This is a genomic window from Methylophilus sp., from assembly GCF_035460085.1.
Classification (GTDB): Bacteria; Pseudomonadota; Gammaproteobacteria; order Burkholderiales; family Methylophilaceae; genus Methylophilus.
The window spans coordinates 31755-55275 of the sequence record NZ_DATHWZ010000016.1 but is presented as its reverse complement, the minus strand read 5'-3'; the positions used below and the strand labels follow the sequence as shown (position 1 = coordinate 55275).

Below are 23521 nucleotides of genomic sequence, written 5' to 3'. Positions count from 1 at the left end.
GAAACCATCGTCATCCGCATTCCTGCCAGCCAGAAGCCGGTGGTGAGTAACCTGATGGAAGCTTATGCTGCAAAGCAACGCCTCAATCAGTTGAAAGCAAACCTGGATGCAGTAGAAATGTTTACTCAGCCAACGGAGGATTTGCAGGCCATCAGCTTGCCGCTATTTCAATCCAAAGTCCCTGCTGGCTTCCCTTCTCCGGCAGATGATCATGTGGATAAGCGGCTGGACCCAAACGAATACCTGATTGACCAGGCAGATACCACTTTTTTTGTAACAATACAGGGCGAGTCGATGATTGACGTAGGCTTGATGCCGGGCGACAAAGCCGTGATTGATAAAGGAAAGGTAGCAGTGGTCGGCGATATTGTGCTGGCGATGGTGGATGGCGGATTTACTATTAAAACGCTGGCAGAGCAGAAAGATGGCCGCCCGAAATTATTACCGGCCAATGCATCCGGGAAGTATGCGCCTATCCTTATTCAAGAGCCTATGCAGTTTCAAATCTGGGGTGTAGTGATTGGCTCGTTCCGTCGATTCAGGTAACGCGCCTGAATAATACAAAACCCGGCATCTGGATCAGATCACCGGGTTTGTTGAACATAATAAACAAACTTATTTGTTCATAACGTACATAGTGACTTCAAAGCCAAAACGCATTTCAGTAGCAGCTGGTTTAGTCCACATGATGATCTCCTTATTTGATTCACCGAGCCGACCCCATGTCTGGCTGGTGTGAATGTATTATCGGCCCGGGGTTTAAAAAACATGCTATTGCAGATCATGAACAACCTTTAAAGAATTTCATGAAACAACCCTCATGCAAATAAATACTTCTAGCCCGCAACAGCCCTCAACGCGAGCCATCGCACTGGTTGACGTAAACAATTTTTACGTGAGTTGTGAGCGCGTGTTCAACCCCAAAATACGTAATCGACCCGTTGTTGTCTTAAGCAACAATGATGGCTGTGTGATCTCGCGCAGTGCTGAAGCCAAAGCGCTCGGTATTGCGATGGGCGCACCCTGGTTCAAGATTCGCAAATTTATTGAGCAGGAAAACGGATTTGTCTTCTCTTCAAACTATGCGCTTTATGCAGATATGAGTGACCGCGTGATGTCCATTCTGCGACGATTCAGTCCCTCCCAGGAGATCTACTCAATTGACGAATCTTTCCTCGATTTGAGTGGCTTCACTCATTTCGACCTCACTGAGTATGCGCAAAAACTGCGGCAAACCGTGCTGCAGGGAACCGACCTGCCGGTGTGCGTCGGTATAGGCAGCAGCAAGACCCTGGCAAAAATGGCCAATCACTGTGCCAAACAGCAGATATCCTTAAATGGTGTCTGCAATTTCAATACAATGACTGAAAGTGATGTAGATGCCAATTTGCGCGAAATTTCAGTAGGCAAGGTGTGGGGAATAGGCAGGGGATTATTCAAAAAAATGAATGACCTTGAGATTTACACCGCTTACGACCTGAAATGTAGCGAGGCTGCCACCATGCGCAAAAAATTTAGTGTGGTGCTGGAAAAAACCGTGCGCGAACTGAATGGCACGACTTGCCTGGAACTGGAACAGATCCGCGGGCCACACCAGCAAATCCTCAGCACCCGCAGTTTTGGCCAGACTGTGCGTGACCTGCAAACCCTGGAAGAAGCGGTCACCCTGCTCACCACGCGCGCAGGCGAGAAACTCCGCCAGCGCCAGATGTTTGCCGGATGTGTGTATGTCTATATCCGCACCAGCCCATTCCGTGACATCGAGCAACAATATGAAAATGGGTTCAACCTCCCGCTGCACACGCCAACCAACAGCACTTTGCGCCTGGTGGAAGCTGCTTTCAAGGCGCTACGGCAGATTTACCGGCCGGGTTTTGACTATATGAAAGCCGGCGTTTCATTGCGGGAACTGGCTACCGCGCAGGCACAGCAGCAGGACATGTTTGATACATCCACCACGCATGACAAGTCCGTGAGGCTGATGCAGACCATAGATACCATCAATCAGAAAATGGGCCGTGCCACGATCAAACTGGCCAGCGAGGGAGTACAAAAACACAGGGGCATGGATATAAAGCAGCCGTGGCGAATGAAACAGGAAATGATGAGCCCGCGTTACACCACCAGCTGGGACGAATTATTAGAAGTAGATTAATTATCTAAGGACCGTGAATCCGATTTCATTAACTAGATTTTGTCAGCCCGGTTTCGATAATGAAACAGAGCTAAAAGTCACCGCGCTAATAATAAGAAAAGCCCCAAACAACTGAGCATGCGTAGGTGGCATATGCTCGAAAGCGGCGATGATCATCGTAGTCACTGGCACCAGGTTCATAAAAATAGCTGCTTTGGATGGTCCGAGATGAGAGATGCTCGCGTTCCAGAATAGATAGGCCAACACCCCGCCACCCAAAGACATCATCAGGAGAGCAGTACCCGCATGGATGCCAGGCAAGGAAACATTACCCCCATGCATGAAGGCGGCAATGCTCAATGCTATGGCACCAAAGGTCATGATGCCTGCGGTATTCGCAATTCCACTCACATTCTTTGGCATCATCTTTTTCACTAACACGTTATACAGTGCCCAATTCAGCGTGGCGATCACAAGGTAGATATCACCAACCGAGACAGTCAATTGTGCGCCTGCGCCCAGCACTACGATCGCTACCCCTGCTATCCCCACCGGGAATGCAACCAGTTGACGATTGCTAGGCTTATCGCCAAGAATCAAATAGCCAAGGATAGCGGTCAATAAAGGATTCAACCCCATGATCAAGGCGCCGTTGATCGCTGAGGATGTCTCCATACCCAGAAAGAAAAACAGGTTAAAACCAAAAACGCCCACCACACCCAATGTGAGATACGCCTGCCAGTGCCTTAATGGCGTCGCTTCTTTTCTCATCTGCGCGATCAATATCATGACGGCGGCCGCCAAAACATAGCGGCTGGCACCCGCGATATAAGGGCTCATTTCAGCCAGCACCGGGCGCGCCAGATTGAAGTTTGCTCCCCAGAAAATTGCAGCCATGGTGGCCATTAAATAGGTTTTGCTATTACTCATTTATTTTTCTTTATGTACAAGTCAGGGGCCGGAATGTTCGTCATCTATCAATGTTTCATCAACATTTCAGCAACGGTCACATATTCACAAAGTACGACCTTAGCCGTCAATCCCTTCTACAATAAATACACGATACTCCGCGCCTTTATGCCTGTGTTTGACTGCATGCTGATATTGCGGGCTGTGATACCAGGCCTCTGCTGCCTTGACTGTCGGAAAGCGATGGATCAAACATCCTTCAAACGCCTGGCCTTCCAGGATATTCAGTACGCCATACCTGACCAGCGGCGTCACCGGATGCCCCTCCCTGGCGAGAGGGGCCTGGCTGGCGTAAGTATCCATTTCGACCTGATCCATCGTATGTTCGCGGATCATGACCACATAGGCGCTCATGATGTACTTTTACCCTGCAAAAACTGAATCAATGTGGTGGCAGCCTGGGCAGATGAAGCCGGATTTTGACCGGTAATCAGCAAGCCATCCTGCAACACATATGATTGCCAATCATCGCCTTTAGAATAATCACCACCAAGTTTTTTTAACTCGTCTTCCACCAGGAAAGGCACCACATTGGTCAGGCCCACCGCTTCTTCTTCAGCGTTGGTAAATCCGGTGACTTTCTTACCAGTCACTAATGGGTTTCCGTCAGGCTTTTTGGCATGACGCAACACGCCTGGCGCATGGCAAACCAGTGCAACCGGTTTACCGGCACTCAGGGTAGTCTCAATCAAGCCAATTGAATGTGTATCTTCAGCCAAGTCCCATAATGGGCCATGTCCACCGGGATAAAACACCGCATCAAATGCCTGATGTGAAACGGAATGCAAGGGTACGGTGTTAGCCAGCGCTGCTGTGGCCTCGGTATCCTGCTCAAGTCTTCTGGTGTCTTCGGTCTGAAAATCCAGCTCATTGCTTTTCGGGTCCAATGGTGGCTGCCCGCCTTTTGGTGAAGCCAGTGTCAACTTGGCACCTGCCGCTTTGAAAACATAATAAGGGGCAGCCAGCTCTTCCAGCCAGAATCCGGTTTTTCGGCCTGTGTTGCCAAGGGCGTCATGCGAGGTCAGTACAATAAGTATGTTCATTTCAGTGCTCCTTTATGGATGAAGATTATTAAGCGTTTCAAATTCAACTTAATTTGAGTTGTGATGGTTTGTTTACCAAAACAATCAGATGAAAGAATAATGATCTCTTTCATTCCATTTATGAAATTTATTATGTATATTTTAGTTATTCACCAGTAAAATAACTGACATGCGTTACGACCTGAATCTTTTACGTGTATTCATCGCAGTGATGGAAGAACGCAGCGCGACGCGCGCGGCTGATCGACTGGGCATTACACAGCCTGCACTATCAAATGCATTAAGCCGCCTGCGGGATATCCTCCAAGACCCGCTGTTCATCCGGGAACGCTATGGCATGCAACCGACCCAGAAAGCCGAAGCATTGGCGCCAGGCATCATGCTGGCGATTGGGCAATTGGATGAGCTGGTACTGGAACAACAGGCATTTGACCCGGCCAGCGCCAACCTGTTATTCACCATCGCGCCTAATAGCTATGTCGAATATGTCCTCGTGCCCGCTATCGTGGCAAAACTACGGGAACAGGCGCCGGGAATCAAATTGCGCATTATCCCTTACGGCAATGACCTCACCGAAACGGGCGTCATTTCCGGCACCACGGCGCTGGTGTTGGGGCGTATCATCGACCCGCCTGATAATTTGATCGTGCAACATTTAATGGAAGATAGCCTGGCGTGCGTGGTGAGAGCAGACCACCCAACGGTAGGGAATGTCATCACCAAAGACCAATATGAGCATTTGAAACATGTGAATGTAATGCCACCAGGACGCATGCGCGCGGGCCTGTTCCAGGCATTGGATAGACAAGGCTTAAAGCGTGAAGTTGCGGTGTCTGTCACGCACTTTCTGTCGGTGCCGGAAGTGATTTCGGTTACGGATTACTGCACTACATTGCCCAACCAGATTTGCCGGCGTCTGGCGAATGACGCGCGTTTGAAAATTTTAGCAACCCCGGTAGATCTTGGCACTTTCCCCATTGATATTGCCTGGCATGTGAGATACCGACATGACCCGGCACATCGCTGGTTACGTTCCGTGATTGAAGAAGTGGCGCGTTCGCTTTAGGCTATCAATGGGATGAGAGATCGGAGAATTTAAAGTCTCTGCAAAGTTAGGCAAGTTACTCTGTATCAATCAAACCATGCTTCATCGCCAGCCTGACCATTTCCACCGGGCTGTTCACTGACAGTTTTTGTTTAATTAATGTGTAGTAATTGGCGACGGTTTTCTGGCTGATTTTAAGCATATCCGCAACATCTTCAACCCGCTTGCCTTCGGCCAATAACCGGAAGACTTCAAATTCGCGCGAGGTCAGCTGTTGTAAGGGATTACTCTCCCCTATCAAAGTTTGCAACGCTACTTTTTGCGCGACATCCTGACTGAGGAAAGTTTTACCTTTGGAGACATCCAGCACCGCTTGCAATAAGTCATTGGCGGCACCAGTTTTAGTGACATAGCCTTTCACGCCAGTTTTCAATGCCTGTGCTGCAAACGAAACGGCTTCATGCATTGAAAAAATCACAATTCTGGCTTGTGGATAGCGCTGCAAAATACGTTTGGCAGCTTCCAGCCCGCCCATGCCCGGCATGGAAATATCCATCAGCACCACATCGGGCGATACCTCGCCATAGATTTGATAGGCCATTTCACCAGTATCCGCTTCGGCCACAATCTCAATCGACTTATGGCTTTCCAACAGCCGCCGCAAGCCTGAGCGCACGACAGTATGATCATCCACTAAAACAACTCTAACTGTCATGACGCTATATCCTGGAATTTATCTGTTTTATGAAAGCGCACTTCTATGCGCGTGCCTTGCTCGGGCGTACTGGTTATCTTCATGGTGCCCATTAATCCTTCAACTCTTTCCTGCATGCCTGCCAAACCATATCCGCGACTAGGCACAGCGGTATCAAATCCTCGGCCATCATCTTCTACCAACAAATAAAGACCTTGGTCGGTATCTGCCACTTTAATAGTCACCCGATTGGCCGCAGCGTGCTTGCTGATGTTAGTCAGGCACTCCTGCACAATGCGGTATACCGTCACCGCTACCGATTCATCCGGCTGCATCAGGTGATTGGAAATATCATTGACCACCATGATGTTGCGGTTACGGTCATGCCAGTGGTGAATCAACTCTGCCAGCGCCAGGCTTAACCCCAATTCATCCAGCACACGCGGACGCAAACGAGCCAGCAAATCCTGGATGGTGAACATCATCTGCCGCGTGATCTGCGCAATGGCGGTGGCACTTTCACGCGCAACCGTCAGTTTCTTGGCCGCCACCATCGCGCTGGCATCAATGTGGACCGCGGTCAGGTACTGGCCGATTTCATCATGCAGGTCACGCGCCAGCTTTTTACGTTCTTCTTCCTGCAAATGAATAATCTGCTGGGTCAAGCGATGATTATTGCGGATACTCTGCTCCAGCGTACTCGCCATCTTGTTGAATTTATCGCTGATCTCGCGTAATTCAATCTGCTCAAAACTGGGCAAGCGGCTTTGATATTCACCATGTTCGATCTGGTTTAAACCATGAATAATCTGCTTCACTGGCTTAAATGTGGTGCGCACCGCCAGATAAACAAAAAACAGCACACTCAAGCCAAACAATCCTACAATCGCCAGCAAACCGGAAGTATCTTCCCAGATTTCCCGCAGCTCAAAACTGGGATCCGGCGTGATCACCAACTCACCGATCAAACGGCCATTCAAAATGATATTCTTGCGCTTGGGTTCATTGAGCACACTTGAAATATCCAGTAACTTCACAAACCATGCAGGCGGGTCTTCCCCATCATGTTCTAGCCGCGTCGTGCGGTTAGACTCACGCAAATGGCCGGTAGGATCAAAAAAATCCACTTTCAAATGCCGTATATTCATTAACTCTTCCAGCTTGAAAATATCGATCTCACCTTTTTCACTACGATCAAGCCAGCCGAAATCGGTCATGTAATGTGCAATTTGCGCATCCAGCAAATGGATCACCAGGCTAGTGGTCGACTCCACTTCTGCCAGCACATCTTCCCGCGCGTTTTTGATCACAGAGATCGCCCAGGTAAACAGCAACCCCAGCAATAACAAGGTAATAGTCAGGTTGAGTTTGAACTGTAAACTGAAAGATTTCATCATGCTCAGCGGATTGTAAAGTTTATTGCCCAGAATCTATCGGGAATTTTTCCCAACTCATGCGCAGGCATGAATAGAAAACCACCCCATTATAGGGTGGTCGGGCATGAACTTGAAGTGCGCCTGACAATTTACCAGCTAGCACTGAAGTGATTAAGGACTTATGACATCACCATACATATCTAAGTCTATGCAACAGTGTTGAGATGTGTGCCTGGCCATATTTGTGTTTTAATGGATGACCACGCCCCAAGGCAAATTGCCTACCGCAATATCCTTCAATTTCGCATTCGTTTGCGTGTCTATCACCGACACACTATTGCTACGCCCATTAGCGACATAAAGCTTTCTTCCGTCCGGTGTCAGCGCCATATTCCACGGCCTTTGCCCGACGGCGATCGTTGCAATCACCTGATGCGTGCTGCTATCGATCACACTCACATTATGGTCGCCGCCATTACTGACATAGATACGGCTGCCATCGAAATTGACCTTGACTCCGTTAGAACGCAGCCCTACTTTGATATTGGCTTGCACTGTCCAGTCCTTGGTAGACACGATTTCCAGCAGGCTGGCAGCTTCGTTCGCGACATAAGCCCATTGGCCGTCCGGACTAAAGCCAATGCCTCGTGGATGTTTGGTTGCGGCAATCAAATGCTCGGATTTCAGTGACTTTAAATTAATTACATCGACATTATTGCTTTCTTCATTGCTGGCCAGCAGCCATTGCTGGTCAGGTGAAAAGACGCAGTGTTCAGGGTTCTTGCCTTGGGTAGCGATGGTGTGTTTGACCTTGTTGCTGTTTAAATCCACCAGGGCCACCGCATTTTCTTCTTCCAGGCAGGCAGCAAGTAATTTGCCATCCGGTGAAATATCTATGCCTTCCGGTTCATCACCCACTTGAATCAAGGCGATTTGTTTACCTTTTTCAGTATCCACCACGGCGACTGCGTTTTTATCGCGTACGACTACATATAGCTTTTGGTTAGTCGGGTGAATCGCGGCGGCCTGGACTTTTTTGCCCAGCTTACCTTTTGAAGGAAATTGTTTGATGACTTCATCAGTAGTGGTGTCAATGACTGACACCGTGCCATCTTTTTCATTAGGTACATAGGCCAATGGCTGTGCAAAAAGGGAGTAAGACAGGCTGATGAAAACTGTCGCGATGAGTGATTGTTGCAGTGTTTTTTGCATAGAGTGCCTTTTAAAAAAATTGGCCGATTGCTGCAACAACCGGCCTGTACATGGAGATATACTTTATGCAAATCAATTAAATTGAAGAATTTAAATTGATAATGCATCTTATGCGTTCAGGTTTTTCATCAATAGCGGCATGCTTCCTTATTTCACTGGGAAAACTTCCCGGAAACAACTTGTTACCCAGGCTGTCAAGCGACTGAATTCAGACGATTTCTTTAACGTAGACTGCCTATAAACTGTCCGAATGCGCGCGGTTGCGAGCCAACTTTAATGTCTTGCTTTAATGTCAGGCTTTGGCTATCGATGACTGCCACCACATTGTCCATCCAGCTGGCGACAAATATCTGTTGATGCTCGGCATCGTAAGCAATGCCTTCAGGCGTTCCCGGCACGCGAATTTTTCGGATGCGCTTTTGGCTGGCAAGGTCAATGACACTCACGCTGTCATCCCCGGTATTGGTCACGAACAAGCGTCCTCTGCTGTCTGCTGTCACACAATAAGGGTGATTACCGGTCGCTAGCGTACTGACTACCTGGTTGCTGCGGGTATCAATCACACTAATGTTGTTTGAATAGACATTGACGACAAATAGCTGCTGACCATCCGTACTCAAATTCAGGCCAAAAGGATGCTGGCCGACCTTGATTCGATGAAGCTGTTTATTGGCTTGCGTATCAATCACACTGACGTCATTGCTATCCCGGTTAGCGACATACAGCCTCGCTTCATCGCTACTCAACTGCAAGCCACCAGGTGCTTTGCCGACTTCAATTTCTGCCAGCGTTTTGCCAGAATCTGCAGCGATTACCAACACATTGGCGTGATGCCAGTCGGCCACATATAAACGGTCACCTGCTTTATTGAGCGTGATGCCTACTGGCGCAATCGATAAAGGAATCGTGTTTATCACTTGCTGACTCAACATATCGATCACCGAGAGTGAGTGTCCTTCTACGTTACTCACATACACTTTGTGGTTTTGCTGATCTATAGTCACGCCGACCGGGGCTTTGCCGACAGCCAGTGTTTTAATCACTTGCTGTTGCTCGATATCAATTACCGAAACCGTGTGTTCACCTTGATTGGTAATGTAAGCAAAATTTGCCGCCAGCCCGCAAATTGGCAGACAAAAGCCAGCTAAACAGAGCAAGGCTTTAAAGGACTGCTGCAAAATGTTGAGTGTGCGTAACTATTCATGTGTGCACTTTAGTTTTTTTCAACAGAAAAGGATTGAGCCGTGCTCCCGCGAGCTGCCGGGAATTTTTCACCAGCAGTTCGGGAGAGGTCAAAAAGCATCAGTGCTCTGCTGACGAACGCTGATTAAAATGTGCCGTGATCGCCGTCATATCCAGCGTTTGCCACATCTGCACATGATGGTTCAGTTCGTGTGCATGCATGGCGCCGTTGACCATATCAATCACCACCCGCTCACGGATCGCCATCAGGGCCGGCACTTGTGTGACGCGAAAATTGGCAGCCAGGTCTGCTGCGAGGTCAATATCCGCCGTCGCGAATACGGCGTGCGGATATTGTGCGGCGACTTCGGCAAACACGGGCGCAAATGGCTGGCAGGGATCACACCATTTTGCGGTAAACAGCACCACCAGAAAATCATGCGTTGTCACACGCTGGTTAAACTGTGCCTGGTTTTCTATCGTCACTGGCGTGGTGACCGTGTTTGCTTCGGCGCTCATTTATCATTCCTTTCGCGGTGGTACGCTGCCCGCAGGCAGGTGTTTGATGGTACTGATGGTCCAGTGCTGCGGCCCGGCAATGCTGTGCGAGCACCCAAGGTCATGTGCTGGCTCAGCTGCGGTCAACATATGTTTAGTGTGGTCAGCAGTTTGCACCTGCATAAACCAGCGGTCTACCCAGACTTCAACACCGCCTTCTTGTGCCACTTCAGTCAATTGCAATGTCACCAGCATGCCGCCATGCGCCAGGCAGAGTGAATCATCTGTTTCAACCAGCGTGACCAATTCTGTTTGAAGGACGCCAGCATGTGCTGTCATGCTGCAACATAGACCGATTAAACATAAAGCCAGTAAGCGAGCCCGTATAAGCATGGCGATCACTTAAGCGCAGACTGACATACCCAGGCTCTTAAACAGCGGTCGCATGGTCACACAAATTTTATTGCGCCATACAGTTTGGTTAGTCGCCGTATTTTTACGGCCATCTTTCAGGCCTTGCAGGCCGTCTTTGACAAAGGTATCCACTGCATTTTTGGCAGATTCATCATCTTGCCCTGCTGGCGGCTCATTACCGGTGAATGCGCGGTAGTAACGTGCGGTCCAAACCACCTTGGCATTGGCGCCCTCTGCGCTTACTTTTATTTTGCCATTGAGCGAGCTGACAGGCAGCGCTTCCAAGTCGATGTCGCCGGATAAGCGGTAAGCCACCACCATCTCGGCGGCAGATACTTCATCAATTTCCTGCAACAGTTGCTTGCCGTTTTTGAGGGTGATCTTTTGCTGTTTATCACTCACCGCTTCGCAAGCGGTGACTTGCGGATGCCATTGTGCCAAACCGCACGGGGCGCTCACTCGCTTCCATACTGCTTCAGCAGCGGCATTCACCTGTATGGATTCATCGGTTTTTTGCGGCGTTGGACCATGCGCCCACACATTGGCACTTAACATTAATCCCGCTATTAAAAAATATCTATTCATTACGACTCCTTCTTTATAAAATCTAACCATACTTGCCTCCGATCACTGCTTATCCCACCTTTTGGCTGGGATAAAAGCCTGCCTGATGCCTTGCAATAGTCTGCTTAACCCACTACTCCACGTTGCACCCCAGTGACTTCCTGCAAATGTCAGTGCCAGGTATATCAGCCAGCAAAGGCAGGCAGGTAAAGCCAGCCAAGGTCGATAGTCAGTATCTGCCCAGCGCCAGGCGGTCATGCCTAAACCGGTCGCCCAATGACTGCTTTGTGGAGCAGATTCCAGCCGCACATAATGCAAACCGGTAGTATTCGCCAGGCGTTGCAGATTCTGTTCATCCAACCCTGACAAATGCGCATTGCTTAGCAACTCATTGCCCGGCCCATGACCGCCATTGCGGTCATGTTGCCCTTGCTCCATCGCAAGTACTGACAAGGTTTCTGCCATGCCGAAATTACCAAAGCGCTGCACCTCTTCCTGCTCCCAATAACCGGCAACCGCATTCTTTTCATCCAGCTTGGGGATTTTGCTGGGCGTAGTGTTACCCATGCCGACCAGGTATCCCTGCACGTCCCCAAGCTTGCCAGCATAAGCAGGCATATATTTAGGATTAGCCGGCGGTGCTTGCTGGCCATCGGTAAAAAACATCACCCGCATCTGCTTGCCTAGCTGCGGCGCCTGTTCCAGCGCGTTATACAAGCCGTGGGCGATAAACGAGTCCGCCGCCCAGGCCATGCGCCAATCCATGCTGGCAACCGTTTGGTCCAGTGCCGCAAAATGACTGCACACTTCTATAGGCTCAACCACATTGACCACATTGCGCTCGGTAAACATGCCCAGCGCCACCTGTGAGCCACACGGCAATGCCGATAAGGTTTTGCGTATGCTTTGTTTGGCCATCTGCAAACGGCTGATGCTTTTGCCAGCCAGCTGGTAATCTGGCACATTCATGCTTTGTGTGATATCCACCACGAAATACCAGTCATACACGCGGTTGGGTAGCTGAAAATGTGGCTTGAACAAAGCAAGGGTCAGCAGGAAAAACGCAATAATGAGGGAGAGTTTGCGCCAAAGATCCAGCCGGGAATCTGCGCCAATCAGCATCCTCAAATGCCTGGCCCAGGCATTGAACCGGAACTGCATTTAAGGCATACCTCTTGGATTACCGGGCATCGCAGGCCAGCCGCTGGGCTCATCCTCTGCTTTTAATTGCTCATCCTCATATTGCTGCGGGCCGGACATGCCATGGGTAGTTGGAGCCAGCCTTAATGCCAGGTGATAGTTATATTTTGCTTCTGACCAATGGGGATCTATACGCAAGGCTTTCTGGTAACTCTCTTTGGCTAGCGCGACCAACGGCCCAGCTTCATCCCAAGCCGGCAAACCACGCTCTTCCAGCAAACGCACAGCCGTGCGCATGTAGATATTCCCCGAATTGAAATAGGCCTGTTTCCGGAGCGGGTCATCCTCGGCCACTTTACCAACTAGCGCGGCATACTGCGAAAGCGCCTGTTCGGTTTTTCGCTGACGGTCATAAAACACGGCATTGGCGAACAATGCTTTCGGCGTCTGGTTGGCATCCACAAAGTTTTTTTCTATTAGCACATGGGGATCCAAGCTATCGCGATAAACCTGTGCCTGGTAGATTTCAATCACTTGCCTGACCAGCATGATGACTGCAATCAGCAATAGCAAACCCGCCCAGGGTAAGCCGCGTCGCAATGTGTTTAGCCAGTGAGTATTCATTTTTGCCACCGCTTTAACTCCAGTCCGGTCAACCCTAGCAATACCGCAGTTGCCAGCCACGCCATGACGTAAGCATATTGGCTTAAATCTTGTCGCGAGACTGGCTCCAGGTATCGGGTAGGTTTATTTTTTAACTTGGAAATATCACTCACCGCTGCCATCACCGCTTCCGGATTTTCGGCTTCGTACATGTGATATGGCACATTTAAAGTCTGGAAATATTCGTGCAGCGCATATTCGGGATAGGCATCAATGTTTTCATCTTCGCCCAGGCTTTGCTTGAGGCTGACGCCATTCTCCGAGCGCAGGTAAATCCAGTAGAGGGAAGCCTGTTGCCGCATGACCATGGCCCTTAACATGTCCTGCGTTTTGCCATCCAGGTGTGCGCCACCATCAGACACCAGGACAATGGCACGTGCGCCGGTCACCGGCTGATCAGCAAAGTAATCCAGCGCCATGCCCAAGCCACGCGCGACAGCAGTAAAGCCCATGCCACCGGCTTCTGTTGCATCCAGCGCCGCCTGCACAAACTCCCTATCCGTGCCCAAAGGCGCGGCCAGAATCGGTGAAGTGCTGAATGTCACCATGCCCATCAAATCATCCTGGCCTTGCTGCACCAGCGTTTTTAATACATTGCGGGCGACCTGCATCTTGGGCAGGCGTGCCTGCGCATCGCCCTTTTTCACGAAAGGCTCATTCATGCTGGCACTGCGGTCCAGCACGATCATAACGTGAGCACCGCGGCCTACTTTCTCTATCATTTGTGATTTGAGGTATGGGCCCGTGAGTGCCATGCTCAATGCCAGGATCAACAGGCTGACAGCGACTTTCCAGGAACGCTCCAGCCAAACGGACAAGGGGTCGGCAGGCAATCCTTGCAAGGCTGGATGCGAGAAACTCTGTTTGCCCTGCAATATCCAAGGCAACACTGCCAGCGGCACCAGAATGAGTGGCCAGAGTTGCATCAAGCCCCAGTGCTCGCCAAAGCCGGAAACGAAGATCACCGCTTGCAAACCTTCATCCCACATATTCAGGAAAGCTCCACCTGGCTTAGCTGTTTAGCCAACTGCTTTAAATCAGCCAATGATGCCGATACCGGCTTGCCTGCGAAAAAAGCTTGTTGTATATCCTGATAAAAGGCTTGCAACTGGCTTTGATAAGCAGTGAGCGCAATATGCATAGAGGTCACCTGGTTTAAATTTTCAGCGGTCACCGCGACGCCGGCAAATTGATCCATGGCGCGGCTGATCAGGCGCATGGCTTGTTTTGCGACTTCCTGTGGATTGCCTTTTAATTTGCGAATCTCGCGCCATGCTTGTCGGAAAGGCATGTTTTTTTCTTGTGGCAACTGGATCCAGCCCATCACCCAGGCAATATAGATCAGGCCTAGCACTGCAAGACTTAACCAGCCAGCCAGTGTCCATAATTGTTTGGCTAGTGACCATTCAGGTAATGGCGAATCCGGATAAAGCTGGACGTGCGCCTGATCGATACGCGCGGGCAAAAGACTGGAGACAATGACTTTATCTGGCGGCACATCGATGGTCAGGCGCTGTTGCTCTTTCTTGAATTCAAGATGCAATTTTTTTAATGGCATAATCCTGACTGAGTCACCAGCCACGAATATCTGCCAATCTATGTCCAGATTTATCAGACGCTCAGTTTTTGATTCAGTGGTCGTCCAGTGTGCACTCCTTAATTCAATGGCCTCATTCTGGGCGGGCGCTGGCAAGCTGGCGGGGTCGAGTTCGAATCCTGGTGGCACATGCAGCGTGAGATGCTGCCTGGCGATGCTACCCAGGGTGTAATCTGCTTCACGCGTGCTGCTTTCAGCCCGTAACTGAAAACGACTTTCTCCCGCATCTGCACTGGTTAACAAACACAGGCATAGCACCAGGCCGCCAATCAACTGCTGCATGGTTTTGCAATCAATCAATACCCTCATGCCATGGTCTCCATCAGATGGCGGCTGACTTCTTCGGCCCGCCACTGTGGCGCGAGCCATAAAGGCGAGCGTGTGCCGGCTTTCATAAACTGTGTATTGAGAATATGTTTCTGTTGTACAACGTGAGCTCCGATTTGCTGATGCAAGCGCTTACGCAGCATCCAGCTACGTTCTTCACCGCTTTCCATATCCCGCAACCTCGCCCAGCCAAAGGCCGGCATTCCTTCTGTCGCAGAAAGGTCGCGTAACACCACAGGAATGACATCGTGTGCTTGCGCGGCTTTAAGGCTTTGCTGTAATAACGGTGTATCCCAATAAAAATCTGATATTAAAAACACCAGTGCCCGTTGCGGGCCTATCTCTTCAATTGCCGCGGGTATGGCTGAGGCATCGCGCGCAGACAAGGCATGATTGCTTTGCCAGTACCGGGTGATTTTTTCTGCCGCCACTTGCGCGGTGCCGGGTTGAAAAGTAGGCATTATTTGCCATGCTGACTGCACAGCATCATTAGCCGCTGTCATGCCAAAAGCATCACCTTGCCGATTGGCTGACCATGCCAGTGAAGACACAAACTCGGTCACCTGCTGACGCATATTGGCCTCACCCTGAAATAACATCGAGCTGGAAACATCGACAATGGCAAACACGCGCACGGCGGCGCGTTCGAGGTAGGTCCTGACCAGCCATTGCTGTGGGACAGTACGTACACTGGCGCGAATATCAATCCGCTTGGGGTCAGGGCAGGCCAGCAACGAAGCGAAGCCGGCGAAATCACTGCCATTGCCATGGTGGGAAGTGAGGGTTGCGCCAGCGTGATAGGTACGCGAACGCCAGTTGATATTGTAGAAAAACTGGCGGGGTTCAAACGCAGCATGCAAGTGAGCTGAATGACTTTTCATGGCTGAAAAATCTGCTGTGGAATCTGTGGAAATAGCCATAGGGGAAACTGCCAATCACCTAACCAGGGCCAATTAAGGCGCAGATACTTTATCCAGCACCGCTTGCAGCAACAGTGGCGCCAGTCGCTCGTGTTGCAATGCATAAGCGCCATTGAAAAACACCCGGTGCTTGACTACAACGGTCCATACCGCGCGAATATCATCTGGAATTAAATAGTCACGTTCTTCGAGCCAGGCACGTGTGCGTGCACTACGCATCAGCATCGCCATACCGCGCGGGCTGGCACCGCCAGCTAACAATCGCGACATATCCACATCGGGCAATTGAATACCTGCTGCCAAAGGGTCTTTCAGCACACGCCATAATTCGACTGCATAGTTTTGCAACGGCATTTCTGCCCTGACTGAAGCCTGCACAGCCTCGGCTACGAGATTCAATTGGTCATAAGGCGTTAACCCTGAAGGTGATTGGCTGATCAGTGCATCAACATCGTAATAGCGGGTATCAAACATCAATGCGCGTTGCAGGTCAGGCTCATCCGGTGCTTTGACTGAAATCTCCATCAGAAAACGATCGCGCGCCGCAACGGGAATTTCAAAGGTCTCTTCACGCTCCAGCCGGTTACGGTCGGCGAACACAGTCAGGTGCGGGAAATGATATTCACGGTTGAATGCATTGACTGAACGCTCAGCCATCAGCCGTAAAAACAAGGCATGCGCCTGTGGCCGGGCACGATTGATCTCGTTAAAGAAAAACACCGCCAGTGCTTCTTCATGCTGTAATAATGGCCCCGGCTTAACCGCGGCTTGCCCCTGCTCATTGATAAACGCGTTGTAGAGAAAGTCGCTGGGCATCAGGTCAATCGCGCCTTCGATGCGTTGGTAACCACCCCCCAGCAAATGCGCTGCAGCACGCAATAAAGTGGTTTTGCCGACCCCTACATCGCCTTCGAGCAACACGTGTCCGCGTGAAAAAATCGCAATTGTCAGGGCCCGGATCTGCTCCGGCATACCCACAACGACCGTATTCAACGCCTGCTCAAAAGCCAGTGCGCGCTCGCGCCAGGCTGGTAATTCAATTTTATTTTGCATACATACCATATCGAATGAAACAGGCCACTGCCGACTGCACGCAATCGACACCGGTTTGCCACATACACAGGAGCGATACTGACAACAGACACGCGCCGGATTTTTGGGAAACACTGGATAATTGGCTACTCGTGCAGATGGCAGCGTTGCACGTTACTTAAAACCTTCATATACCTGATTTGTACATTCCGGTTACTGCGTTCCGTACGCCTTGCACTTTGCCCGTTCGCTCAACTATCCAGCGCGTCCTTTTTTGGTGGGGGGACTTCAGATTACTTCACGTCAAACACGAAATTACCGCTGGATTTTGCATTCGCAATACGTTTTGCATTACGTTCATCCATCGCTTTAATCGACTGCTCTTGCTTGTTGAGTTCAACCGGGTCATGTTTCGGGTCATATTTCGAACCCGCGATTTTTTCCGGATAGCCGGGTTTGGCTTCCCAGCAGTTTCCTGGCTCTTTACAGTTTTGACCGTCGTAAGCCAGCGCCTGATTTGACACAGCAAACACACCGGCGACTGCCAGTAATGTCAATACGTGTTTCATCACTTTCTCCTTCATCACAAATTAGCTGGTGTATTGTTTTCTATTAACGGATTGCCCACCAGCCTAACAATCCGATAATCGGTTTAACCGTGGGGTGCTGCACCACCGTTTTTAAGGTTCTCTTCGGCTTGATGGCGAATCCAGGCGATCACATGCAGGATCTCATCTACCGTCATGCGCCCTTGCTGTGGGCCCATCATGCCGGCTGCACCGCCATAAATGGTTTCGAAGATACCCTTATCGGTTTCATTCTTGGGATATGTCCAATATTCGTCTGCCAGCGCCGGGCCCAACTTACCTTCAGCCAGATGGCCGTGACAGCCGGAGCAGGCGGTAGAGAAAATGGTGTAACCCTTCTTGATTTCGGCCTCGTTACCGCGGTAAGGATTCTCACCGGTCGCCATGAAATGCTTGGCTTCAGGGGTGAAAGTTTCATCTTCCATCGGTGCCAGATCCAGCACATCGCCGGACAGCGTGCCGCGGAATTCTATAGGCGGCCCGTCTTTCAGCGCGACTTTGGCCGGTGCAGCCTGGGCTGCCTTATCGGCACTGGCCGGTGCATCATCCTTGGCGCAAGCGACGGTGAGAAAAGCCGCCACTACCAGCCCGCTGATACCAAATGCCATCGCCAGCGGTTGCCGCATGCGGCGCGATTGAGGTTGTTGAGATACTTTCAATTCAAACTCCAAAACTTGATTAATAAACTGTATTCATAAAACGGGGATTAATGCAGTGCCAGCAGCGGTACGCCTTCATCCTTGAGGATGGCGGCAATCTCGGCCCCCTGGCTATCGATGACCCGGTTCAGGGCTTCTACCAGTTCAGGATGCTGCTTGCTGACGCCCATGACGACGTCGTAATGCATGGGTATTTTTTCACCATTGGTTTTCTTGGCGGTGTCATCGACCAGCACCATGTTCAATGGCACCTCTGAAGCACGCACATAACGTGCAGCCTCCGGCGCCCACAACATCGCCATATGCAGATGCATATTGGCAACATCATTCACCAGGCGTGAAGGTTCGACATGCACATAGCGGTTACGGGTAGACTGGAAATTCTGGATTTCGGTGAAGTAATCAAACATGTCGTCAAAGCGGTTGATTTGCAGCAACATGTTTTTACCAGGGCTATCCGGCATCACGCCGATACGGAAATTCTTTTCTTTCAGGTACGGGTGATCCCAGGAAGTGATATCTATTTCGCGGTCTTTGCGGGTGACAAATACATAACCGGAACGGTAGTAAGGTTTGGTGACCAGTACACGCGGATCATGCGGATCTGTGCCGATCAGCAGGTCACATTTGCCCTCCTCCATGTCTTTTTGCAGGGTCAGCGGATTAGTCCACCAGAAATAATTCACAGGGACATTCAATGATTTACCAATGACAGCGGCAATCTTGTTTTCAAAGCCTTGTTTCTGGTCATTGGAAAAAGGTAATTCGGATTTACCGGCACAGATATTCAGTGCACTGGCAGCCAGTGTCGGCAAGGCAAACACGCTTAGCGCCACGGAGAAACATAGACTCAACCATTTGCGGTGAGATTTTTTTACTTCAGGAAACATCTGCTCTCTTCTCCATGCTTAGAGAACAGGATGACCATCGTTGTGGCTGACGGCCATCCTGCACATTACATCAACAGGTTAACTGTATGAAATTACAGGCTGAACACCATCAGGCCACCGCCCATTTGTGTGTGGTTTTGCAGTTCTTTGAACGCACCAACCGCACCCAAACCAGCGCTAGGGTCTGTCAGGTCAAACACCAGACCTACACCAGGCCAGCCACCAACACCGTACATGCTGCCAACGTACTGTTTACCCTTGAAGGAGTAAGTCATAGGAGATCCGATACCACCGGATGGCATCTTGAAGTTCCACAACTCTTTACCGTCTTTGTTATCCAAAGCCTTCAGGTAACCATCAAGTGTTGCGTACCAGACCAGACCACCTTTGGTATACAAAGTACCGCCCCAAGCCGCGAATTTCTCCCACTTGGTCCATTTCGCCTTACCTGTAGTCAGGTCGAAAGCACGGATCTGACCCATTTCTTTCTTGGTCGGGCCGTTAGGTCCAGGGTACATCGCCAGCGTTGCACCGACGAAGAACTGACCTGCACGGTATGGCAGCATGAACGGCTCCCAATCCATACAAATGTGGTTCAGGCCTGCGTACAAGGTACGGCTTTCAGGATCGTAAGAATCAACACCCTGGTTGTGGAAGCCCATCGCTGATGGACAAATGTTGGTACCTTTGTGGTCCATACGGGTTGCAAACTCTGGATCACGTACTGGCGTACCTGTTTTCAGGTCCACTTTTTTAAACACGTTCACAGCCGGGTCCACTTTTTCAGCGACGATCAGGTTGCCGTTTTCACGGTTCAATGTGTACAGGATACCGTTACGGTCAATGTGGCTCAGCAGCGGCGTCATTTTGCCGTTGACTGGCTGGTCAGTCAGCACCATCTGGTTCACACCAGCAAAGTCCCACTCATCATGAGGCGTCTTTTGGTAACCCCATTTCGCCATACCGGTGTCCAGATCGCGACCCCAGATGGTCATGGTCCACTTGTTGTCACCAGGACGCATGGTTTCGTTCCATGGTGCCGGGTTGCCGGAACCGTAGTAGAACAGGTTCAATTTAGGGTCATAGGCATACCAGCCCCAGTTTGTACCGCCACCGATTTTCCAGGCATCGCCTTCCCAGGTTTTTGTACCCAGGCCGAATTGGCCATAATGTGGATTGTCTTTGTTGAAGTCTTTAGCCAGGCGAACAGAATCATCAGAACCGGTCGCAAATGCACGCCATTTCAACTCACCTGTTTTCAGGTCAAAAGCATTCACTGCGCCACGTACACCCAGCTCAGCACCTGAACAACCCATCAAGACAGTGTCTTTCGCTACGAATGGGGCTTGTGTCAGTGTTGAACCCACTTTTGGATCACATACTTCCACTTCCCAGTTGGTTTTACCGGTTTTAGCATCCAAAGCCAGCAAATGACCGTTAGCTTGTTTCTTGATGATCTGACCAGCACCGAATGCCAGGCCGCGGTCAACCACGTCACAGCACATTACCGCTTTAGTTGAAGCATCCTGCTTAGGCTTGTGTTGCCAAACAATTTTGCCTGGATCGTTCAGGTTCAGGGCGTATGTATTGTTCGGGAAAGCAGAGTGGATGTACATCATGTCACCGATGACCAATGGCGCACCTTCGTGACCATTCAATACCCCGGTGGAAAATGACCACGCAGCTTTTACGTTTTTAACATTAGATTTGTTGATTTGCGCGAGTGGGCTGTTGTGTTGGCTATAATAGCCACCCGTTGCGATGGGCCAGGCGCCAGGTGTATTTACCTGCTTGTCCAAGTCCGCATCTGCCATGGCCAGGCCGGAAAAGCTTGCAAACAAGCCCCCGACCAAAGCGCCAAGAATGGCACTAGATGATTTTACTTTCATACTTTCTCCTAATCTCTCAAGAATGCGTTTTTACGTGGTGTCGCGGACATCCCCCCGAATGCCGCACTTCACGAACTGAATTGTTAATAATTTGTAACAAAGGCAATAGATGAATGATTCCCTATGATGGGTTCAACAATTCATCCGTGCAGACTGGTCATTAACGGGAATTTTTCATGAGGTACTGGGGATTGATGTGGTCTATAGTTGCCCAGGTCAAGAGCAAGAGGCTCTATCCGCAGTTTTGAAAGTCTTTGGTTCTTCAGTCATGCATTCTTATAACCGGTCTACCCCTGTGGTTAATGTCACTCACAAATTCGGCAAGCTTAAATTCGGCAAGCTCAGCCGTCCTGCCCAGGACACGCTCATCGTTATCGCGGGCGTGATACTGACGTTCGTCTGCTCTTCAGAGTTTGATTTAGCCGAGCGCATCAATGCGTGGCTGCTTACCTATGAATACGCCCAGCTGGATGAGATCCCGCTGACCTTATTTGTATTTGTGCTGTTTAGTGTGTGGTTTGGCCAGCGGCGCATGCGCGAAATTCATGCAGAAATCCAGCGGCGCAAACAGACCGAGCTGCAATTGAGCAACAGCCAGTTGCTTTATAAAACATTATTCGATGGGGATTTAACCGGCAATGTCGTGCTGGATTTAAATGGCAATATCGGCATGCATAATCGCGCTTTTGACCGCATCTGTCGTTTGCTCACCACCGACAGCAATGCGCGCCGCCTGTTTGCTTTTGACTGGGCAGAGTTTGTGATCCAATTACAGCATCATCAGGAAATCAATTTCAGCAAACTGCAGATCCAGCGTCCTGATGGCTTGCCTTGTTATGTCGGTGCCCGATTTGTATATGTGCCGGCAGAAGAAAATACTCAAGAGAAAAATAGCGCTGCGATACACGGCTACCTGGTCGATATGACCGAGCAATGCCTGGTAGAACTGGATCTAGAGCGCACCTTGAATGAAAACCGAATCCTGGCGCGCCATGCCATGCAGGTACAAGAACAGGAACGCAAATACATCGCCAGTGAAATTCATGATGAAACCGGGCAGTATTTAACCGCCATCCGCATGGATGCGCTGGCGCTGCAAAAAAGTACTCCGGCACAAGCCAATGTGATCGCCGTCAGGATCGCTTCGAATACCCAGCATGTACAGCAATCCATCCGCGTGCTCATCAAGCATCTGCGGCCACCCGCGCTGGATTCTTTAGGCCTGATTGGCGCAGTCGAACGACTGATTAATGACTGGAAAAAACTCAATACGCAGGTGGAATGCCATGTGCAACTGGATACCAATGAGCATGCGTTGAGTGAAGATATTAATATAGTTGCCTTCCGCGTAGTGCAAGAGGCTCTGACCAATATCACGCGCCATGCACAAGCCAGCGAAATATGGATAGATATCCAGGTAATCAAACGGCAAGAAGTGCCTATGCTGCAGATCGAAATCCGTGACAACGGCAAAGGCATGGATACCACACAATCCACCGAAGGCGTCGGCCTGGTGGGCATGCGCGAACGTGTTGAGTCACAGCACGGCAGCTTCAAACTGATGAGCGGTTTAGATGCCGGCACGCTGATCACCGGATTAATTCCGTTACAAGGGCAAAGACCACCATCGTCCCGGCCCGCCACTTTATCATCTGACTCAGGAGTAAATGAATATGCCACATCCTAAATGGTTAGCTTTGATTGCATTGGCTTTGCCTTTAGTGTTATCTGCCAAAGATTTAAAAACCGAAGAGCGGCCTTTTCTTGATGCTTACAGCGGCCGGTCGCGCCAGTATGTCGAAGAGAATTTAGGCAAACCGGTCAAAAAGGAAACTGCCATCAAGCCGCATAATGCAGACCAGATTTTGCAGGAAAAGGGCCAAGCCCTTGCCGGCGAAGGTGAAAATGTCGAGATGTGGTATTACCGCGGCAAAATCCAGTACGCGCCAAACAAGTATTTCAATACTGCCGAACTCACATTTGCCAATGACAAATGTGTCAACATTACTTTTGCCAATAAGAAGTAAACCTTTATGGCAAAAGTAATGATTGCTGATGACCATGCCATGCTCAGACAAGGTCTGCGCACCTTGCTTGAACAGGCACATCATGACGTCACCACCGACGCGCTCAATGGGGAAGACGCTTGTGTCCTGGTTGAAAAACATCATCCTGAGTTATTGATTCTGGATCTGGATATGCCAGGCATAGGCGGGCTGGAAACGCTAAAACGCATATTGCACCGCAAACCGCAAATGCGGGTGCTAGTGTTCAGCATGCATGATGATTGCATTTATGCGACCCGCGCCATCCAGGCCGGTGCCCGCGGTTATGTGACTAAAACAGAGCCCCCAGAAATCGTATTGGAGGCAGTACAAAAAATACTGAAAGGCGGGCGTTACATCAATAATGACCTGGCGCAAAGTCTCTCCATGTATCACCTGGAGAGCCCGGAAAATCCGATTCAAAGATTGTCCCCGCGCGAGTTTGAAGTGTTCAGGCGGATTGCGCAGGGTGAAGCCCTGGCCGCCATTGCCAAGGGCATGCATATCGGCTACAAAACCGTTGCTAATATCCAGACTAATGTACGCCAAAAGCTGGGGGTGGAAACCACCGGCCAAGTGGTACACATCGCGGTTCGTTTTGGCATTATCAAAGGCTTATAACGCCGTTTTTTGGATAATTC

General features: G+C 50.1%; 27 protein-coding genes. 6 read left to right on the top strand and 21 right to left on the bottom strand.

Annotated elements, in window-relative coordinates; genetic code table 11:
• On the top strand, nucleotides 1-546 hold a 546-nt coding region (locus VK958_RS02475), incomplete at its 5' end, for a LexA family protein (RefSeq protein ID WP_325238742.1).
• 69 nt (nucleotides 547-615) lie between these two features.
• On the opposite strand, the gene pqqA is transcribed toward VK958_RS02475, so the two are convergent.
• A complete protein-coding gene (gene pqqA, locus VK958_RS02470) occupies nucleotides 616-687 on the bottom strand; it encodes a pyrroloquinoline quinone precursor peptide PqqA (protein WP_081624291.1) in 72 nt (23 codons plus the stop codon).
• A 133-nt stretch (nucleotides 688-820) separates the two neighbouring features.
• Between pqqA and VK958_RS02465 the strand changes: the two genes are divergently transcribed.
• Entirely contained in the window at nucleotides 821-2155 is a 1335-nt protein-coding gene (locus VK958_RS02465) for a Y-family DNA polymerase (protein ID WP_325238741.1), read from the top strand.
• A 42-nt stretch (nucleotides 2156-2197) separates the two neighbouring features.
• Here the strand turns inward: VK958_RS02465 and VK958_RS02460 are convergent, their stop codons facing one another.
• The 3 genes from VK958_RS02460 to VK958_RS02450 form a co-directional block, all read right to left on the bottom strand.
• Complete coding sequence (locus tag VK958_RS02460) at nucleotides 2198-3064, bottom strand: DMT family transporter (RefSeq protein WP_325238739.1); 867 nt, start codon at nucleotides 3062-3064, stop codon at nucleotides 2198-2200.
• A gap of 99 nt (nucleotides 3065-3163) precedes the next feature.
• Nucleotides 3164-3457, bottom strand: coding sequence for a DUF1330 domain-containing protein (locus VK958_RS02455; RefSeq protein ID WP_325238738.1), 294 nt, complete (start codon nucleotides 3455-3457; stop codon nucleotides 3164-3166).
• Nucleotides 3454-4146 carry a type 1 glutamine amidotransferase domain-containing protein gene (locus VK958_RS02450; RefSeq protein WP_325238737.1) on the bottom strand — a complete coding sequence of 231 codons (693 nt, stop codon included), beginning with the start codon at nucleotides 4144-4146 and terminating at the stop codon, nucleotides 3454-3456. The genes VK958_RS02455 and VK958_RS02450 overlap by 4 nt, the downstream gene beginning before the upstream one ends.
• A gap of 169 nt (nucleotides 4147-4315) precedes the next feature.
• On the opposite strand from VK958_RS02450, the gene VK958_RS02445 reads away from it, so the two are divergent.
• Nucleotides 4316-5212 carry a LysR family transcriptional regulator gene (locus tag VK958_RS02445; protein WP_325238736.1) on the top strand — a complete coding sequence of 299 codons (897 nt, stop codon included), beginning with the start codon at nucleotides 4316-4318 and terminating at the stop codon, nucleotides 5210-5212.
• 55 nt (nucleotides 5213-5267) lie between these two features.
• Here the strand turns inward: VK958_RS02445 and VK958_RS02440 are convergent, their stop codons facing one another.
• From VK958_RS02440 to VK958_RS02360, 17 genes are all read right to left on the bottom strand, one after another.
• Nucleotides 5268-5906 carry a response regulator transcription factor gene (locus VK958_RS02440; protein ID WP_325238735.1) on the bottom strand — a complete coding sequence of 213 codons (639 nt, stop codon included), beginning with the start codon at nucleotides 5904-5906 and terminating at the stop codon, nucleotides 5268-5270.
• Nucleotides 5903-7282 (bottom strand): ATP-binding protein, encoded by a 1380-nt coding sequence (locus tag VK958_RS02435; protein WP_325238734.1) that lies wholly within the window; start codon nucleotides 7280-7282, stop codon nucleotides 5903-5905. The genes VK958_RS02440 and VK958_RS02435 overlap by 4 nt, the downstream gene beginning before the upstream one ends.
• Nucleotides 7283-7510: 228 nt before the next feature.
• A complete protein-coding gene (locus tag VK958_RS02430) occupies nucleotides 7511-8473 on the bottom strand; it encodes a beta-propeller fold lactonase family protein (RefSeq protein ID WP_325238733.1) in 963 nt (320 codons plus the stop codon).
• A gap of 221 nt (nucleotides 8474-8694) precedes the next feature.
• A complete protein-coding gene (locus VK958_RS02425; protein ID WP_325238732.1) occupies nucleotides 8695-9630 on the bottom strand; it encodes a YncE family protein in 936 nt (311 codons plus the stop codon).
• A 145-nt stretch (nucleotides 9631-9775) separates the two neighbouring features.
• On the bottom strand, nucleotides 9776-10174 hold the full coding sequence (locus tag VK958_RS02420; protein WP_325238730.1) for a thioredoxin family protein: 399 nt from the start codon (nucleotides 10172-10174) through the stop codon (nucleotides 9776-9778).
• Nucleotides 10175-10177: 3 nt separating this feature from the next.
• Nucleotides 10178-10492 (bottom strand): hypothetical protein, encoded by a 315-nt coding sequence (locus VK958_RS02415; RefSeq protein ID WP_325238729.1) that lies wholly within the window; start codon nucleotides 10490-10492, stop codon nucleotides 10178-10180.
• Between the two features lie 63 nt (nucleotides 10493-10555).
• Nucleotides 10556-11152, bottom strand: a complete 597-nt coding sequence (locus tag VK958_RS02410; protein WP_325238727.1) for an SRPBCC family protein — start codon at nucleotides 11150-11152, stop codon at nucleotides 10556-10558.
• Between the two features lie 42 nt (nucleotides 11153-11194).
• Nucleotides 11195-12292 (bottom strand): vWA domain-containing protein, encoded by a 1098-nt coding sequence (locus VK958_RS02405; protein WP_325238725.1) that lies wholly within the window; start codon nucleotides 12290-12292, stop codon nucleotides 11195-11197.
• Entirely contained in the window at nucleotides 12293-12895 is a 603-nt protein-coding gene (locus VK958_RS02400) for a hypothetical protein (RefSeq protein WP_325238723.1), read from the bottom strand. It abuts the gene before it with no gap.
• Entirely contained in the window at nucleotides 12892-13923 is a 1032-nt protein-coding gene (locus VK958_RS02395; RefSeq protein WP_325238721.1) for a vWA domain-containing protein, read from the bottom strand. Before VK958_RS02395 ends, VK958_RS02400 begins: the two co-directional genes overlap by 4 nt.
• 2 nt (nucleotides 13924-13925) lie before the next feature.
• The gene (locus VK958_RS02390; protein WP_325238719.1) at nucleotides 13926-14840 is read right to left on the bottom strand and encodes a hypothetical protein; all 915 of its coding nucleotides are present in this window, start codon (nucleotides 14838-14840) and stop codon (nucleotides 13926-13928) included.
• A complete protein-coding gene (locus VK958_RS02385; RefSeq protein ID WP_325238717.1) occupies nucleotides 14837-15739 on the bottom strand; it encodes a DUF58 domain-containing protein in 903 nt (300 codons plus the stop codon). The genes VK958_RS02390 and VK958_RS02385 overlap by 4 nt, the downstream gene beginning before the upstream one ends.
• Before the next feature lie 72 nt (nucleotides 15740-15811).
• Nucleotides 15812-16831: an AAA family ATPase gene (locus VK958_RS02380; RefSeq protein ID WP_325238715.1), complete on the bottom strand. Its 1020-nt coding sequence runs from the start codon at nucleotides 16829-16831 to the stop codon at nucleotides 15812-15814.
• 272 nt (nucleotides 16832-17103) lie between these two features.
• Nucleotides 17104-17379 carry a methanol dehydrogenase [cytochrome c] subunit gene (locus tag VK958_RS02375; protein WP_325238713.1) on the bottom strand — a complete coding sequence of 92 codons (276 nt, stop codon included), beginning with the start codon at nucleotides 17377-17379 and terminating at the stop codon, nucleotides 17104-17106.
• 83 nt (nucleotides 17380-17462) lie between these two features.
• A complete protein-coding gene (moxG, locus tag VK958_RS02370) occupies nucleotides 17463-18005 on the bottom strand; it encodes a cytochrome c(L), periplasmic (protein ID WP_414683827.1) in 543 nt (180 codons plus the stop codon).
• A gap of 98 nt (nucleotides 18006-18103) precedes the next feature.
• Nucleotides 18104-18946, bottom strand: coding sequence for a methanol oxidation system protein MoxJ (gene moxJ, locus VK958_RS02365; protein ID WP_325238712.1), 843 nt, complete (start codon nucleotides 18944-18946; stop codon nucleotides 18104-18106).
• Nucleotides 18947-19038: 92 nt separating this feature from the next.
• On the bottom strand, nucleotides 19039-20835 hold the full coding sequence (locus VK958_RS02360) for a methanol/ethanol family PQQ-dependent dehydrogenase (protein WP_325238710.1): 1797 nt from the start codon (nucleotides 20833-20835) through the stop codon (nucleotides 19039-19041).
• A 268-nt stretch (nucleotides 20836-21103) separates the two neighbouring features.
• Here VK958_RS02360 and VK958_RS02355 point away from each other — a divergent pair, with 268 nt between their 5' ends.
• The 3 genes from VK958_RS02355 to VK958_RS02345 are packed head-to-tail and all read left to right on the top strand — an operon-like array spanning nucleotide 21104 to nucleotide 23501.
• Nucleotides 21104-22522 carry a sensor histidine kinase gene (locus VK958_RS02355; RefSeq protein WP_325238708.1) on the top strand — a complete coding sequence of 473 codons (1419 nt, stop codon included), beginning with the start codon at nucleotides 21104-21106 and terminating at the stop codon, nucleotides 22520-22522.
• The gene (locus tag VK958_RS02350; RefSeq protein WP_325238707.1) at nucleotides 22509-22862 is read left to right on the top strand and encodes a hypothetical protein; all 354 of its coding nucleotides are present in this window, start codon (nucleotides 22509-22511) and stop codon (nucleotides 22860-22862) included. The genes VK958_RS02355 and VK958_RS02350 overlap by 14 nt, the downstream gene beginning before the upstream one ends.
• 6 nt (nucleotides 22863-22868) lie before the next feature.
• Nucleotides 22869-23501: a response regulator transcription factor gene (locus VK958_RS02345; RefSeq protein WP_325238705.1), complete on the top strand. Its 633-nt coding sequence runs from the start codon at nucleotides 22869-22871 to the stop codon at nucleotides 23499-23501.
• Nucleotides 23502-23521: the final 20 nt, after the last annotated feature.